17 protein-coding genes, 1 tRNA gene, 1 pseudogene and 1 other annotated feature are annotated in these 15,321 nt (G+C 41.5%); of the genes and pseudogenes, 14 read left to right on the forward strand and 5 right to left on the reverse strand.

The window, feature by feature from the left end; all coding sequences use genetic code 11:
* From ACFE93_RS09415 to purU, 3 genes and pseudogenes are all read left to right on the forward strand, one after another.
* Nucleotides 1–521: pseudogene (locus ACFE93_RS09415) on the forward strand (ABC transporter); the annotation flags it as partial.
* Between the two features lie 50 nt (nucleotides 522–571).
* A complete protein-coding gene (locus ACFE93_RS09420) occupies nucleotides 572–1,198 on the forward strand; it encodes a DUF4340 domain-containing protein (protein WP_375473051.1) in 627 nt (208 codons plus the stop codon).
* A gap of 26 nt (nucleotides 1,199–1,224) precedes the next feature.
* Nucleotides 1,225–2,079 carry a formyltetrahydrofolate deformylase gene (gene purU, locus ACFE93_RS09425; protein ID WP_375473052.1) on the forward strand — a complete coding sequence of 285 codons (855 nt, stop codon included), beginning with the start codon at nucleotides 1,225–1,227 and terminating at the stop codon, nucleotides 2,077–2,079.
* A 94-nt stretch (nucleotides 2,080–2,173) separates the two neighbouring features.
* Here the strand turns inward: purU and ACFE93_RS09430 are convergent, their stop codons facing one another.
* Nucleotides 2,174–3,460: a hypothetical protein gene (locus tag ACFE93_RS09430; protein WP_375473053.1), complete on the reverse strand. Its 1,287-nt coding sequence runs from the start codon at nucleotides 3,458–3,460 to the stop codon at nucleotides 2,174–2,176.
* A 142-nt stretch (nucleotides 3,461–3,602) separates the two neighbouring features.
* Between ACFE93_RS09430 and ACFE93_RS09435 the strand changes: the two genes are divergently transcribed.
* The 3 genes from ACFE93_RS09435 to ACFE93_RS09445 all read left to right on the forward strand — a co-directional run bounded on the left by ACFE93_RS09435 (nucleotide 3,603) and on the right by ACFE93_RS09445 (nucleotide 6,949).
* Nucleotides 3,603–4,181 carry a TerB family tellurite resistance protein gene (locus tag ACFE93_RS09435; RefSeq protein WP_375473054.1) on the forward strand — a complete coding sequence of 193 codons (579 nt, stop codon included), beginning with the start codon at nucleotides 3,603–3,605 and terminating at the stop codon, nucleotides 4,179–4,181.
* Between the two features lie 32 nt (nucleotides 4,182–4,213).
* On the forward strand, nucleotides 4,214–4,552 hold the full coding sequence (locus ACFE93_RS09440) for a hypothetical protein (protein ID WP_375473055.1): 339 nt from the start codon (nucleotides 4,214–4,216) through the stop codon (nucleotides 4,550–4,552).
* Between the two features lie 108 nt (nucleotides 4,553–4,660).
* Complete coding sequence (locus ACFE93_RS09445; protein ID WP_375473056.1) at nucleotides 4,661–6,949, forward strand: FUSC family protein; 2,289 nt, start codon at nucleotides 4,661–4,663, stop codon at nucleotides 6,947–6,949.
* Nucleotides 6,950–7,323: 374 nt separating this feature from the next.
* On the opposite strand, the gene ACFE93_RS09450 is transcribed toward ACFE93_RS09445, so the two are convergent.
* A complete protein-coding gene (locus tag ACFE93_RS09450) occupies nucleotides 7,324–7,650 on the reverse strand; it encodes a DUF3140 domain-containing protein (RefSeq protein ID WP_375473057.1) in 327 nt (108 codons plus the stop codon).
* A gap of 256 nt (nucleotides 7,651–7,906) precedes the next feature.
* The gene (locus tag ACFE93_RS09455; protein WP_375473058.1) at nucleotides 7,907–8,965 is read right to left on the reverse strand and encodes a glycosyltransferase family 2 protein; all 1,059 of its coding nucleotides are present in this window, start codon (nucleotides 8,963–8,965) and stop codon (nucleotides 7,907–7,909) included.
* Nucleotides 8,966–9,118: 153 nt separating this feature from the next.
* Here ACFE93_RS09455 and rplS point away from each other — a divergent pair, with 153 nt between their 5' ends.
* The 8 genes from rplS to rplL all read left to right on the forward strand — a co-directional run bounded on the left by rplS (nucleotide 9,119) and on the right by rplL (nucleotide 13,431).
* Nucleotides 9,119–9,481 carry a 50S ribosomal protein L19 gene (gene rplS / locus ACFE93_RS09460; protein ID WP_094348921.1) on the forward strand — a complete coding sequence of 121 codons (363 nt, stop codon included), beginning with the start codon at nucleotides 9,119–9,121 and terminating at the stop codon, nucleotides 9,479–9,481.
* Nucleotides 9,482–9,634: 153 nt separating this feature from the next.
* Nucleotides 9,635–9,707, forward strand: a tRNA-Trp gene (locus tag ACFE93_RS09465).
* Nucleotides 9,708–9,894: 187 nt separating this feature from the next.
* Entirely contained in the window at nucleotides 9,895–10,116 is a 222-nt protein-coding gene (gene secE, locus ACFE93_RS09470; protein WP_375473059.1) for a preprotein translocase subunit SecE, read from the forward strand.
* A complete protein-coding gene (nusG, locus tag ACFE93_RS09475) occupies nucleotides 10,116–10,766 on the forward strand; it encodes a transcription termination/antitermination protein NusG (RefSeq protein ID WP_334825388.1) in 651 nt (216 codons plus the stop codon). The genes secE and nusG overlap by 1 nt, the downstream gene beginning before the upstream one ends.
* 6 nt (nucleotides 10,767–10,772) lie before the next feature.
* Nucleotides 10,773–11,198: a 50S ribosomal protein L11 gene (rplK, locus tag ACFE93_RS09480; protein WP_094348918.1), complete on the forward strand. Its 426-nt coding sequence runs from the start codon at nucleotides 10,773–10,775 to the stop codon at nucleotides 11,196–11,198.
* Nucleotides 11,199–11,353: 155 nt separating this feature from the next.
* Complete coding sequence (gene rplA / locus ACFE93_RS09485) at nucleotides 11,354–12,067, forward strand: 50S ribosomal protein L1 (RefSeq protein WP_375473060.1); 714 nt, start codon at nucleotides 11,354–11,356, stop codon at nucleotides 12,065–12,067.
* A 49-nt stretch (nucleotides 12,068–12,116) separates the two neighbouring features.
* Nucleotides 12,117–12,286 (forward strand) — a sequence feature (ribosomal protein L10 leader region).
* Nucleotides 12,287–12,348: 62 nt separating this feature from the next.
* On the forward strand, nucleotides 12,349–12,945 hold the full coding sequence (gene rplJ / locus ACFE93_RS09490) for a 50S ribosomal protein L10 (protein WP_375473061.1): 597 nt from the start codon (nucleotides 12,349–12,351) through the stop codon (nucleotides 12,943–12,945).
* A gap of 93 nt (nucleotides 12,946–13,038) precedes the next feature.
* Nucleotides 13,039–13,431, forward strand: a complete 393-nt coding sequence (gene rplL / locus ACFE93_RS09495) for a 50S ribosomal protein L7/L12 (RefSeq protein WP_375473062.1) — start codon at nucleotides 13,039–13,041, stop codon at nucleotides 13,429–13,431.
* Nucleotides 13,432–13,625: 194 nt separating this feature from the next.
* On the opposite strand, the gene ACFE93_RS09500 is transcribed toward rplL, so the two are convergent.
* On the reverse strand, nucleotides 13,626–14,636 hold the full coding sequence (locus tag ACFE93_RS09500; protein ID WP_375473063.1) for a ComEC/Rec2 family competence protein: 1,011 nt from the start codon (nucleotides 14,634–14,636) through the stop codon (nucleotides 13,626–13,628).
* On the reverse strand, nucleotides 14,620–15,321 hold the full coding sequence (locus ACFE93_RS09505) for a hypothetical protein (RefSeq protein WP_375473064.1): 702 nt from the start codon (nucleotides 15,319–15,321) through the stop codon (nucleotides 14,620–14,622). The genes ACFE93_RS09500 and ACFE93_RS09505 overlap by 17 nt, the downstream gene beginning before the upstream one ends.

The following is a 15,321-nucleotide window of genomic DNA, read 5'->3' on the forward strand; positions in this document are numbered from 1 at the left end:
CAACTCTCCAAGCTGCACCTACACCTTCACCCCTACCATCGCCAAGCACTCAAAGCAAGACTAGCCCTACTGCTTCCCCTTCCCCCAAGACTCCGCAAGCTTTACCATCGCCAAGCACTCAAAGTAAGGCTAGCCCTACTGCTTCCCCTTCCCCCAAGACTCCGCAAGCGTTACCCTTACCATCACCAACCACTCAAAGCAAGGCTTCGCCCACTCCTCCTGCTTCCCCTACTGCCTCATCTCAAACAGCTACCGAGTCACGGTTAGTAGTTTTAGGAAATTCCGATTTCGCCACCGATGGTTTGTTTCAACAGCAATTAAATGGAGATGTATTCCTCAACTCAGTTACTTGGCTGAGTCAACAGGATGAGCAACCTCTTTCCATTCGTCCCAAAGAACCGAAAAACCGGCGGATAACCCTGACAACTACACAAGGTAATCTTTTAATATTGTTATCTCTGTTGGTTTTACCCTTAATTGGGTTTGCGATCGCAGTTATTATTTGGTGGAAACGACGGTAGAGTGAAGAATTCTCTCTCAATTCCAATGACAAATGACAAATGACTAAAAAATGAAATTGCCGCGAACGACTTTAATTTTGATACTGCTAGCGCTAGGTTTAGGTGGTTTTGTTTACTTCTATGAAATTCGTGGTGCAACTGTGCGAGAAGAAACAAAAGAGCAAAAGCAGAAAATTTTCTCTTTTGGAGAAGATGATGTGCAGTCTTTAACAGTCAAGACAAAAAAACTCACCCTGAATCTGGAACGTAACCCTGAATCTTCTAGTAACCCCAAGTGGTTAATAAAATCTCCGATATCTGGGCCAGCAAATGATGCTATTGTTTCTTATTTAATGGATTTGTTGGTCAAGGGTAATAGCGAGCGTACTTTACCAACTCCAGCAAAACAGCTTGAAGAATTTGCCTTAGATCCACCCCAAGCAACTATTAATATCACCCTGAAAAACCGACAAAGCCATCAGTTAATTTTAGGTAAATCTAACTTTAACGGGCGTTTTTTGTATGCTCAAGCTGACCCTCCTGCTAAACCTGATGGAAATATAAATGTGCTGTTGGTATCTACAGATTTTGCCAATGCCGTGAATCGGGAATTATCAGAGTGGAAACAACCTGTAGATAATAGTCAGAAACTGCCTCCGCTCACCATTCCCAATCCGACTCTGACAAACAGCAAATAGTTAATTCCAAATCTGGCGATATTATTATGACAAATCCGACAGCAACATTGCTGATTTCCTGCCCCGATCGAAGGGGATTGGTAGCAAAGTTTGCCAATTTCATCTATTCTAATGGTGGTAATATTATCCATGCAGACCAGCACACAGATTTTGCTGCTGGGTTATTCCTTACCCGTATTGAATGGCAATTAGATGGGTTCAATTTACCGCGAGAGTTTATTGCTCCTGCATTTAATGCGATCGCACAACCTTTAGACGCTAAGTGGGAATTACGTTTTTCTGATACAGTTCCACGCATTGCTATTTGGGTAAGTCGGCAAGATCATTGTCTATTTGACTTAATTTGGCGACAACGCGCTAAAGAATTTGCTGCTGAAATTCCTTTAATTATTAGTAACCATTCTAATTTAAATGTAGTAGCAGAACAATTTAATATTGACTTCCAACACATTCCCATCACTAAAGACAATAAATCAGAACAAGAAACTCAACAACTAGAATTACTTTATAAATACAAAATAGATTTAGTTGTATTGGCGAAATATATGCAGATTGTTAGTGCAAATTTTATTAGTCAATTTCCGCAAATTATTAATATACATCATTCATTTTTACCAGCTTTTATTGGAGCCAACCCCTATCACCGAGCTTTTGAACGTGGTGTGAAAATTATTGGTGCAACAGCCCATTATGCCACTCCTGATTTAGATGCAGGCCCAATTATTGAACAAGATGTGGTGCGAGTTACCCACCGTGATGAAGTTGATGATTTGGTGAGAAAAGGCAAAGATTTGGAGAGAATTGTATTAGCAAGAGCGGTGCGATCGCACTTACAAAATCGTGTATTAGTATATGGTAATAGGACAGTAGTCTTTGAGTAAATAATGCTCAAGTGACTGAAAGTCGCAGCTATACAAAAAAGTCCGCCTATGCGGACTTGAGAAAATAGTTATTTTAAGAATTTACGTAGGTGTTTTAATTAGCTGAAACTAACTCTGTCTCATCTTTCGATTCCTCTCTGATTTTAAAGTAGTAATAAAGATTACCAACAGTTAAGTCTGATGCCTGTTGTAAATTAGATGTAACTAATGTTTTATAACCAGTAATTCCAGCTTGTTCACTAATATAAAATTCGTACTCTCGACGTAGTTCAGGCTTGAATAGAAATAATAACTGGTCACGAAGCGAATAGAAATGAGATTTTTCGGCTAAACTCTCATATACTAATTCTTCTGGCGGTTCTGCTAAATTGATTGTGGAGGAGTGAGTATCTGAGTTATTAAAATCAGCGCTACTTAAAAGTTTTAAATCTGATGAAGGAAGCAATTGTATCCAATTAATATGATTTTGCCACGAATCCAATACTGCTAAATCATGATTTTTAATGCGGATAATTTCGGGAAAGAGAAAATCAAGTTCATCATGTGATTCGCAGCTATTAATCACAGTGAGAGCATCTTGACAGATTTTATCTTGGAGATGAGACAGGCGATCGCTCACTGCTGAAACCTCATTCTGCACTTGATAAGTTGCAACAATCACCTGTTCAATTGCCCAAGCGCATTCGAGTCTGCGTAGTTGACCAGCTGCACAGGTTTCTTCCAGTAAATGGGGATTACTGTAATCTGCTAAAGCCGCAAATAACATTCCTCTGACACTATCAATCTCAGCGTTCCTCCGACTGAAATCTTGCAATTGCATCGCTGAACGGAAGCGGTTCATCGCCTGGATAAACACTCCATACGCCCTTACTAAAGCTATGCGATGTTGTTCAAATTTGATATCTTGGGCTACTTGCTCAATTATTTGCCTAATTTCTACACCTTGGTCTTTTAAAGCTTGTTTCAAGTCAATAAAACCGTTTTTGACTTCCAGCCTCATTTGCTCTACTTCTTTTCTTAATTTCATAGTTTGGTGCAGATTGACTGCTGTCAGTGCTACACCCGCTACTGTTCCCACACCAATCAAGGCTGTAGTTGCTTGCAGCACACCCAAGCTAGTCTGTATAGTTTGCAAGCCATTCAGTACTGCTGTAAAGCCTTGCTGAGTTTGATACATCTGCGCCCCACTCGTGACTAGATTAGAAGCTGCTATCAGTGGAGATAAAGGGCTGTTGTTGACTGTAGCACCAATAGCATGGGCAATAAACTGCCCGCTAACTGCATCTCTAGCCATGCTTAAGGGTACTCCATTGCTAAAGACTTGTAGATATTTACCAGCATCAATACCAGCTTGAATTGCAGACGCAAATTGGAACAGCATATTTTTAGGTTGCTAAAAGCTAATTTTCTTGAGCCTAACTGGTATAAAAAAGTAAAGATAACCGTATTTATTCGGTATATTAATTAATTTTGTCTAAATGTGGGCATACTAAGCCTGAAAACTCTATCGCCTTACATAGTTTATGGATACTTCACTGGTTAGTTCTCAGACTGTTGAGCTATTGTCGCAGATTACCGGACAAAAACTGACTCAAAAGAATCTCACCCCACCTGTGATATTTCTGGCAAATTTAGTCACGGTGCTGCTGGGAGTGATATTTGTAGATGGCACAGTAGCAGAGTCAGAAAAGCAACGTTTACTGACAACCCTTTATCGATTTAGTATTCCAGAAAGTCATGTGCGTAAGTTGACACATTTGATGATTAAGGGAGTCAAAGATAATCAAGTTTATAAGCAAGTTAATAATTTACTAGCATTAGCGGCTCCCCTTTCAGAGTCAGAAAAGCTTTTGTTGATTGGTTTTGGCTATGAAATGTCAGCAGCAGATGGTCAAATTGACCCTCACGAGAAAAAATATTTGGAGATAGTTGCCAAGCACTTAGCCATTAAATCACAACATTTAGCAATTTTAGAAGCTGGTTTTACTCATCAAGAAAATGTGGAGCCTATTGCTTTAGATGAAGTACATTTTTTACTCAATCCTGCTCATTTTCAAGAACTGGATACTATATTTGTTAAGGCTGCTAGTGATCAAGTGTAGCTGCTGCAATTGCGGGTTCGTTTGGTTTAGGAATGCTAGATTTTGATGGACTAAAAGACCAAATAAAGGGAAAAATTTTTGAACTAGGATTTGAAAAATTTGATGAATCTATAGATAAATTCTCTGAGAAATTAGATGAAATAGTTGGCTCAGTTTTTAATAGCCGAGTTGAATCAGCTAGTCGAGTAATCGCACAAGCGATCGCACTTTACGAAAATCTCCTCGAACAGCAGGAAAAAGCTCACAACGAAACTCTGGAACAACGTGAAGCTGAAAAAATGTGGATTTACCAAAAGCGCCAAGAACTTGAACAAGTACAGAATGGGCTGGAAGTCATTCTCAGTAAATGCACCAGTGATAGTAAAAATTAAACAACTGAATGACCTCAAAAGACATATTACAGACATCCTCCACGCAGTTATATCTGGCTAAAATGCTGTAAGAAGCGATCACGCTTTGTTATAGTCGCCAGTCTCATAATGCCATTTACAGATAAACGTCCTCTTAGTTGGTTGTTGCAGCAGTTTCAACTCCAGCCAGGTAAGCCCGCTATTGCCTCTGGATTGCGTAGCCTTTTTATACTGGGTGTCCCGATTGGAATTGGAATCATTACAGGTCATACTGCGGAAAGTGCGATCGCCACTATGGCGGCTTGGTTTGTTGGAATGGTAAATGTTGACGGAGCCTACCGTCAGCGAGCGACTGCTATGATCGCAGCTACGATTGGGGTAACTGTGATGTTCCTAATCGCAAGTCTGGTTAGCAGTCATCTCTGGTTAGCTGTCCCGACCACATTCTTGGTAATATTTATCACAGGTTTAGCAAATCTCTATGGCAACGTGGCTGCATCTGTCAGCTTGATTACTTCGATTATGTTTGTGATTGCGCTGGCTAGATTCGCTTCATTTTCTAATTTGTCTACTCTTATTCAACACTGTGGGCTATGTCTGGCTGGTGGAACATGGACAACTGTCTTGTCATTAGGACTGTGGGTGGTGCGTCCTTATGTACCTGCAATGCAGATAGTCGCTAACTGTTATCTCTCATTAAGCAATTTTGTGGATTTGGTAGGCCACAGACCATTAAATCCAAAAGATCGTCAGCAGTGGGAACAGCAATTTTTGCAAGCTCAGGATACACTCATTCAGAACTTGACATCTGCCCGTAGCGTCTGGACAACTATCTGGACTAGGCAAAAAGGAGCTAACCTGCGGGGAAATCAGTTACTCGTATTAATTGAGGATATAAATCAAATTGTCAATTCTGTTGTAGCACTGAACGAACTATTAGCGATCGCATCCGAACATCAACTATTTTCTCGGTTACAGCCAGAAATTCAGCAAGTGATAAAACAGTTGGCAATTGCTCTGCAAATGTTATCACAAGCGATCGCCAAAGGAAAAAACTCACCTCACTTAGGGGATCTGGATCGAAGTATTGAAGCACTAGAACACCAAAGGCAAGTTCTACGCTCTCAAGTCCTCAATCAAACCATCACTGCTCAGACAGATGAATATTCCGATCTAGTTAACCTTGGGAAGATTACAGCCAGTATGAGAAAGCTGGCAGAGCAAATTCATACTGATGCAGAGATTGTTACAGATTTAAGCCAAGGAAAACTACGCAACAGCATTGCCCAGCGAGATATTTCCCCCCCAGCCCAACCAGAGCGTTCTACAATTATTGATACGCTACGAAATAATTTAACTTTTGATTCAGTCCTCTTTCGTCATGCGTTGCGTCTGGCACTAATCACAACGCTTGCTGAATTACTTGCCTCGCTATTCCAACTACCTAGAGGCTACTGGATAACGCTCACAGCTTTAGTTGCACTTAAACCCAACTTTGGTGGAACGTCACAGACAACAGTCCAAAGAGTTATCGGTACTATTTTAGGTGGAATTATCGGTATTGCTCTGGTTTTATTAGTTAAGAATCAATTGGCGATCGCAGTTTGTTTCCTGGTGCTGGTGTTTGTGGCGATGTCGGTGCGACCGTTAAGCTACAGTATATTCACCATACTACTTACTCCCGCCATCATATTGCTACTCAACATAATTAGTGCAGGTGGCTGGAAGGTTGGAGTATTGCGGATCTTCGATAGCTTTGCTGGGGGTGCCTTAGCCCTGCTTGGTAGCTATTTGCTTTTCCCGCGTTGGGAACGACAGCAACTTCCTGCACAATTGGAAAAGACAATTCGAGCTAATCTTAGTTACTTTCAACAGGTGATTGCTAACTACCTCCATCCAGAACATAATGCGTTTGCTGATTCTATCAACATGCTACGCCACCAAGCAGCACTAGAAAACGTCAACGCTAACGCCGCAGCTCAACGATTGTTCAGCGAACCTCGTCACATTCACGGAGAAATCGAACCTGTAATGACGCTGATGACATATATTCGTGGCTTTTTCAGTTCGGTAACAACTTTGGCAGAACATCTGCGGGAATTTAGCGGCGAGTACCAATTTACTGAACTCAAGCGACTTGCCGATACCATTGTCCAAGTTTTGGAAAACTTAGCAGATGCCCTTGGGCAGGGACAGCCACCTCAACCATTACCAGCGCTGGATAGCGATCTCGAAGCAATTCACAACCAAATCCAACAGCTACATACTGCTCGGTTATCAGAGATTGCCACCAATTCCAACACTTTAACTCCCACATTACAAGCCGTTCGAGAACAAACTCTGCTCTCCACAGAACTGGATCGAATTGTTAATGAAATTAAAGTTATGCACTGTGTAATTGCTCGTCTGCAAGAATAATTTTCTTTTCCCACTGGCGCTGCGCTTTGCGCATCACGCGGGTGTTAACCTCTTGATTTTTTGTGAGTCTACAATCGCAGCTACCAGTTTGGCAGGATCGGCTGGTTTTGCAATATGGAGTTGAAATCCAGCTGTAAAAACCTGTTTTTGTGTAGTTTCTGCGGCGTAAACACTTAGTACAGCATTTCATTAATTCGCTACGAATTAATGAAAGGCAATACGTTGCAATGCCAATGCATCCCAATACAATGTTAATGCGTCCCTCTGCAATGCCAATGTATCCCCCTACATTAAAAATGCTATGCTTTTACGCAAAACTGTACTTAGGGCGATCGCGGGAATTTGCCAAGCTAAATAGCGGGATATGAGATACTTTACTTGAGTGGGTCGTGTCCCCAATTCTTCAAAGAATAGCACCAGCGTGTATGTTCCAAATCACCCGATGGCTGCTGTGCAAGATGACGGTGGACGTAACTAATAACTTTCTTCATGTGCGAAAGATCGTCGTTGGTATAATCATCCTTTCTCTGCAATAGCTGGATGATACGCAGTCCAGATTTATGACCGATTGACTCATCGTCGCCATCCTTTTGTCCGACAGTTTGTGACTCATCCGTATCCAACCAAGACTCTAGTTCCTTGGGTGTCATATTGACAACTTGATGAAACTCGTCAATCACCGCTTTAACATCTTTACTCATGACTAAGCATTACTCCTCTACTTTTTTAAGAGCATCAGGTTTATAAGCAGCTTGTTTTCCTGTCTTATCGGTTTCAACTAAGTGCTCAGGTTATCTTGACTTGCAGCAATCCCATCTTAGATGGCCATCTAAAGTTTGTGCAGTCAGGTACTTCGACACAAGTCAATTACACTGGGGGTTATTATCATAATGACACCGTGGCAACTTTGAATAATTTCACTGCGACAAATCTAGTAGTTGGTAGTAACGTCTTCGTCTAGCGCTCAGAGGTTGACTGGGCGCTCACGGGCAAGTCCACCAGTGGCACAGAATCTAATTCTAAGTTCTGAAGACTGGCGCTTTTATTCTGGGTATTTTGCCAGAGATCATAATCCGACTCAATCAATACAAGTTTACGAATCTGAGAATTGTTTCCCTGAGAGCGGCGTGATGAAACAGCAGTTAGCAAAAACTTCCAAGACCGAGGAGAAAGTATAGATGGATCTATCATTGAAAGAAAACTCTTGAGATTTTTTTGCTTCAGTGCGACTAAAATCCAATGGAGTTTTAGGTAATTTTTTATATCCTGAAAGACAGGAATCTTTGAGCGATGTTGCTCATTTACCAAAGCGTAAATTTTCTCCTTCATCAAAATATTTGTCGCTAACCGCCGAGACAAAGAAAACTTTTGATTATATGCACCCGGCCAGATAGTACGGTAAGCAAGACACTGGTTGAAGAAAATAGCATCGCCAAACTGAGCAATCCGAATCCAGGAATCGATGTCATCACAGTTAGCATCGAGTGTGGAGTCCCAACCACTACTTTGCAGGAAAGCATCACGTCGACAAGCTACTTGTACAGGTGTGCCAAAGGGTACAAGCTCTAAAAGCATCCCGTAGTGAATATCGGCTTGTGGGATATAAAAAGCTAAACCAGGGCCAACTTGGGGGGTGCGAGAGAGTTCAACTTCATTGCCATCCACCTGAGCCGCTACACAAGAGCAGATTACAGCTTCGGGACGAAGTGCGATCGCCTTTGCCATCTCTTCTATGCAGTTAGGCGCTAGATAGTCATCATCATCTAAGAACTTAATCCAGTCGCCGCTAGCTTTGGCAACTCCAGCATTTACCGTTGCTGCATGACCAAGGTTCACTTCGTTACGATGGTAAACAATTTTGTCCCCTAAGCTTTTAACATAGGTTTGGGTGTCATCAGAAGAACAATCGTCAGCTACAACCACCTCGCACTCGATTGTTTGGTTACGAGCCGAATCAATTGCTCTTTGCAGCAAATTCAAGCGATTATAGGTACTGATGACGATGCTAAATTTCATAAATTTTTCCTTTATAGTACGGTATTTTGCAATATAGCTTTGATATGCAGGCTGTTGTATCAGTACAATTATCAATCCTAACAAGTAGACTGAAATAGGATTATCGATTTATCATTGATGATCGTGAGTTTTTTTTAAGCAGACAGAAAGACTATGAACGCTCAAGAGATTATCCGCTCCATTGAAGCGGAACAAATAAAATCGAATCTGCCCGACATTTATGTGGGCGACACTGTAAAAGTGGGAGTGAAAATCAAGGAAGGCGAAAAATACCGCGTGCAACCCTACGAGGGAGTTGTGATTGCCAAGCGCAATGGCGGCATCAATGAAACTATTACAGTTCGTAAGGTTTTTCAAGGCGTGGGCGTTGAGCGGGTATTTCTGTTGCATTCTCCCCGGATTGACAGCATTAAGGTGTTACGTCGCGGTAAAGTACGCCGTGCTAAACTATATTATCTCCGCGATCGCGTAGGTAAGGCAACCCGGATCAAGCAACGGTTTGACCGCCCTTTGTGATTCGTCCCGCAAAAATATGGGAGAAATCTCTTTTCTGCAAGCGGCATCTGCCGCTAACTTGTTTTCCCAACAAAATTAAGGTATGATGTAAATCGCATATTGCGTTAAACTGAAATTTAGTTCAGCGCAATCACTGAATCAAAAATAGCTTGTGCGCTCTTAGTTCAGTTGGTAGAACGCAGGTCTCCAAAACCTGATGTCGGGGGTTCAAGTCCTCCAGGGCGCGCTCAAAAGCAGAAAACAAAGCCCGAAATAATTACGTAGCTGCTAATATAGCAGTTAGCGCTAATAATTTCGGGTAAACTCATTGTATTTGCAGTTGTTTTGCTTCCAGTAAGTGAAATAGAGTCGAAACTGCAAACTTAAATGACAATTAAACAGGATCTAGTATAAGAAACGGGAGATAAACGGTCGTGGCCAAAAAAAGTGAAGCAGAATTGCCAGAAACCGTAAGTGGGTTTAGCTTTGGCAACTTCATACAGGGAACCAAAGAAGAACTTGAAAAAGTAGTTTGGCCCAGTCGGAAACAGATAGTGAGCGAATCCGCCGCTGTGTTGTTAATGGTGGCACTCTCCGCATCTTTGATATACTTGGTCGATGGATTGTTTCATTGGGCAGCAAAACAGGTGTTCTAATGAGTTTTGCAACAGATGAACCACGCAACTCAATGTTGCAGTCAGAAGAAACAGCAGAAGCAGCAGAAGCAGCAGAAGCAGCGTCAAAAGAAGCACGTTGGTATGCAGTACAAGTAGCTTCAGGTTGTGAAAAGCGTGTAAAGACTAATTTAGAGCAACGCATTCAAACTTTTGACGTAGGTGACAAAATTATCCAGGTAGAAATTCCGCAAACGCCAGCGGTGAAAATCCGCAAAGATGGCAGTCGCCAGCATACAGAAGAAAAAGTTTTCCCTGGCTATGTGCTGGTGCGGATGATGATGGATGATGATACTTGGCAGGTGGTACGCAACACTTCCCATGTAATTAACTTTGTCGGCTCAGAACAAAAACGTGGTAGCAGCAAGGGTCGCGGTCATGTCAACCCCATACCACTGAGTTCTTCAGAAGTTGAGCGTATATTCAAACAAACCAGCGAACAAGAAGCTGTTGTCAAAATTGACATGGCTACTGGTGATAAGATAATGGTGCTTTCTGGCCCATTTAAAGACTTTGAAGGCGAGGTGATTGAAGTCTCTCCAGAGCGGAGTAAACTTAAAGCCTTACTCTCAATTTTCGGTAGGGATACACCAGTAGAATTGGAATTTAATCAGGTAGAGAAACAGAGTTAAATACAAATGGCGAAGAAAGTAGTGGCGGTCATTAAACTGGCCCTGAATGCTGGAAAAGCCAACCCAGCACCGCCAGTTGGGCCCGCCTTGGGTCAACATGGTGTCAACATCATGATGTTTTGTAAAGAGTACAACGCCAAAACAGCAGACCAAGCTGGAATGGTGATACCTGTAGAAATTTCGGTTTTTGAAGACCGGAGTTTTACATTCGTACTCAAAACGCCACCTGCATCAGTGCTGATTCGGAAGGCGGCGAAAGTTGAAAAAGGCTCAAACGAACCCAACAAAAAGAAAGTTGGGTCAATAACTAAAGCACAATTGCAAGAAATAGCCCAAACCAAACTCCCCGACCTCAACGCCAACGATATCGACGCAGCAATGAAGATTGTGGCAGGAACGGCTAAAAATATGGGTGTAACAGTTACAGATTAGTCATTAGTCATTGGTCATTAGTCATTAAAAAAAACTAGGAAATGACATAGACGCGCCAGCGGCTTCCCGCAGGGTAGGACAAAGGACATAAGGACAAGTAACCAAAAATTATCGGGGGAGAGGCGAGGCTTCGGAATTTACCCCAGGAGAACAAAATGCCAAAAATATCGCGTCGTTTGCAGGGTCTGCAAGCAAAAGTAGAAGAGAAAGACTATCATCCCCTAGAGGCTTTAGCCCTTCTCAAAGACACAGCAACAGCTAAATTTACCGAAGCTGCTGAAGCGCATATCCGGTTGGGAATTGACCCCAAGTATACAGACCAACAGTTGCGGACAACGGTAGCACTGCCCAAAGGTACAGGACAAATCGTCCGGGTGGCGGTGATAGCCAGAGGTGAAAAGGTTAACGAAGCCAGCACTGCTGGTGCTGATTTAGTTGGGTCAGAAGAACTGATTGACGAAATCCAGAAAGGTAGAATGGATTTTGACAAGCTGATTGCCACACCTGATGTGATGCCACAGGTGGCAAAGCTGGGTAAGTTACTTGGGCCGCGTGGTTTGATGCCATCGCCCAAGGGTGGAACCGTAACATTTGATTTAGCAGGTGCGATCGCAGAATTCAAAGCAGGTAAATTAGAATTCCGAGCCGATCGAACTGGTATTGTCCATGTTATGTTTGGTAAGACAACCTTCTCGCCCGAAGATTTGTTAGTTAACCTAAAGGCATTGCAGGAAACGATTGACCGTAATCGTCCTTCAGGAGCTAAAGGTCGTTATTGGCGTACATTTTATGTGTCAGCCACAATGGGGCCATCAATTAAAATTGATGTCACCGCCCTACGAGATTTAAAACTGAGCGAAGCTGGTTAATTTTTAGTCATTAGTCATTTGTAAAGGCAAAGGACAAATGACTAATGATCAAATTGAATAGGCAAAGCCGGAGACAGCAGGTGCGAATAGCTTAAATACCCTGCCGAGGTTAAAACTCTAATTGTCAAAACGATTACCCCTAAAGGTGTAATAAATTATGACATCGGGAGTCTTAATACTCAACCCCGGCTAAATTAGTCGGGGTTTGTTGTTTGCGTTCAGGTTTAGAAGAAATGTACAAGTAGGGCAATCACCGATTGTTTTAAGGAGGTGAGATTGGAATGGGTAGAACACTAGAAAATAAAAAAGAAATAGTAGCTGACCTCAAAGAAACTTTGAGTGAGTCAACTCTGGCACTGGTAATTGACTATCAAGGGCTAACAGTTTCGGAAATCACAGACTTACGGCGGCGGCTGCGTCCCAGTGGCACTGTTTGTAAAGTGACTAAAAACACCCTGATGGGCATTGCTATTAAAGACGATGAAAAATGGCAACCTCTGTCGGAATTACTTAACGGTGCTTCCGCCTTTTTGCTGATAAAAGAAGATTTTTCATCGGCAATTAAGGCATACCAAGAATTCCAAAAAGTCACCAAGAAGACAGAACTTCGCGGTGGTGTACTGGAAGGTCGCCTACTCAAAGAACCTGATGTCAAGGTACTAGGAGACTTGCCATCCAAAGAACAACTCATTGCACAAATTGCTGGGGCTATCAACGCCTTGGCTACCAAGATTGCTGTGGGTATCAACGAAGTTCCTGGTTCACTGGCTCGTGCTTTGCAGGCTGTGTCCGACCAAGAGCAAAGTGGTGGTAGCACCGAAACTGCGACTGAAGCTGATAGCAGTACCGAAACTGCTACTGAAACTGCTACTGAGTAGACTTCGTCGTTCATCAGTCAAAAGTCAAAAGTCTATAGTTAAAGACCAATGACCCATGACAAATAAATAATCAAAATTACAGGAGTTATATCAATGTCTGCTGCAACCGATCAAATTTTAGAACAACTAAAAACCCTGTCTTTAATCGAAGCTTCTGAGTTAGTCAAGCAAATTGAAGAAGCTTTTGGCGTGAGTGCTGCTGCACCCGTTGGTGGCATGATGATGATGCCTGGTACTGGTGGTCCTGCTCCTACTGATGAAGTTGTTGAGCAAACCGAGTTTGAAGTGATTCTCGAATCAGTCCCAGCTGATAAGAAGATTGCTGTGCTGAAGATTGTCCGGGAATTGACCGGTTTGGGTCTGAAAGAAGCTAAAGACTTGGTGGAAGCTGCGCCCAAGGCAGTTAAAGAAGGTATTGCTAAGGATGCTGCTGAAGATGCTAAGAAGCGCATCGAAGAAGCTGGCGGTAAGGTAACTGTTAAGTAGTCACAATTCTATTACCAGTTTTTTATTAAGGAGCCTAAGTTAGGCTCCTTTTTTATCATAGAGTCTTCTGTTGCAGATAAAAATACTATTCAGTATTACAACGCTCATTTGTTGTTAAAAGAACAACGATCATATTAAGTTTTGTTAAGTGGCTTTCTTACCCATTGACGAAATTTAGCTTTATTTGTGCCGAGCTACTTATCCGGTTTGACGATAGATAAAAACTTTCGATATATTGGGCTAGCCACTTGATTAACAATAAATTCTTTATGTAAAGCCATCTCAGCATAAGTTGTCCTGCTACCATCTATTTTAAAAGTAATAGTTCCTCCACAACAGCTATTACTATTAAGCCCTCTGGCAGGAAGTGTAGTTAAATGTGTAGGCTTTGAACTAGGAAGACTAGTAGTACATTGTTGGGATAATTGAGTGCATAAAATATGAGCATCTGGAACTGAAGAAATAATACCCTCTACTATTTCTGTGCGGGGATTATTAAAACGATTACGATCAATTGAAAAGATTATTAACTTTGGTTGGATAAAACTACAAAATCGGTGGGCAAATATTCTAGCATCTGCACTCCCTGGTCTTCCACCATGATGAGGAAAAACAAGTATATCAGCAGGACAATGATGTATGTCTTCAACAATATTCTCAAATCCTACATCGTCAATATCTCCTGCCAGTACAGCTACTCTATGAGAATCATGGACTATACCAATCACCGCTGATATTGAGTTAGAATTCAATTTTCTTTTTTTTAAATCAGTTGCACCTGCACCACCAAGTATTAATTCATAGGTTGATGCAAGTACTTCTAAATTGACTGAGCCAATATTAAACTTTCCTGTCTCTGTTGTCGTTAGTTTAGAAAGTACAGTTCCGAAACGTTTTTTTGAATCTGCCAAAGCAATACGTAAGTCTAACCAAATTGCACTTTTCTTACTTGCATCAGGGTTTATATGTACGTTGTGAATTTTGATATCTTCATTTGAGAGTAAGTCAATCATACCTGCAATATGATCTGCATCAGAATGGGAAATGAGGATATGTAAAATTTCTTTAATAGATAGATGCTCAAGAGTTTCCGCCAACGTACCCCCAGGTGGACAGTCAATAACGATTACACCATTTACATCTCTGATTAACGCACAATTTCCATGTCCAACATCTAAAATAATCAGTTCAGGCGAGTCCATCATCTTCATCTGGTTCAGGTGCTAATTCAAATTTTTCAAAATACAGGTCATCAGATTTTTCTGCTCCTGTGTTTACGTGAGCAAATAAACGGATATTTGGTTTTAATACAACTCTAATATTTTCTGGAATCAGAGAAGCTGGAAAACGAACAGCCTTATGGGGATTCCAACCTGGAACAAATGCATCTACAACACGTTCATGAGATTCTTCATCAATATTAGTAATCCTAACTATCGTTCTACGAGGTTTTCTAGTACTCGGTATTTTACCAGAAAGTTCTAAGGTACAATCTTCTATTCCCTTAGCAATGCTTGAAGCATTAGCTTCTTCTCGACTTAGTAGTACAGGTATTTTATGTCTCCATTTTCTAATCGAAAAAGATGTATCCATTTCTGTATACTGAGTTATTAACAATGATGGAAATTTACAATCGTAAAGATTTGCAACTAATTCTGCTCCATAAAAATTAGCAAATCCAGAATTACTCAATCGGTGATCGCACACAGCACCTTGAGTATTTTCTCTAATAAGTGATACCAAGTCACTGACATTGCTCAAATGTCTATTGTCTAATAAAAATGGTTGATAACCTGCTTCTTCTAAGTCCCAAGCTGTTACCTCAGCTAGGTTTTTATCATCATCAATTACAGCTATTTTTACATCATTCAAAAATTGTGTCATACTCAT

It is taken from the genome of uncultured Nostoc sp. (genome assembly GCF_964247315.1).
Classification (GTDB): domain Bacteria; phylum Cyanobacteriota; class Cyanobacteriia; order Cyanobacteriales; family Nostocaceae; genus Nostoc.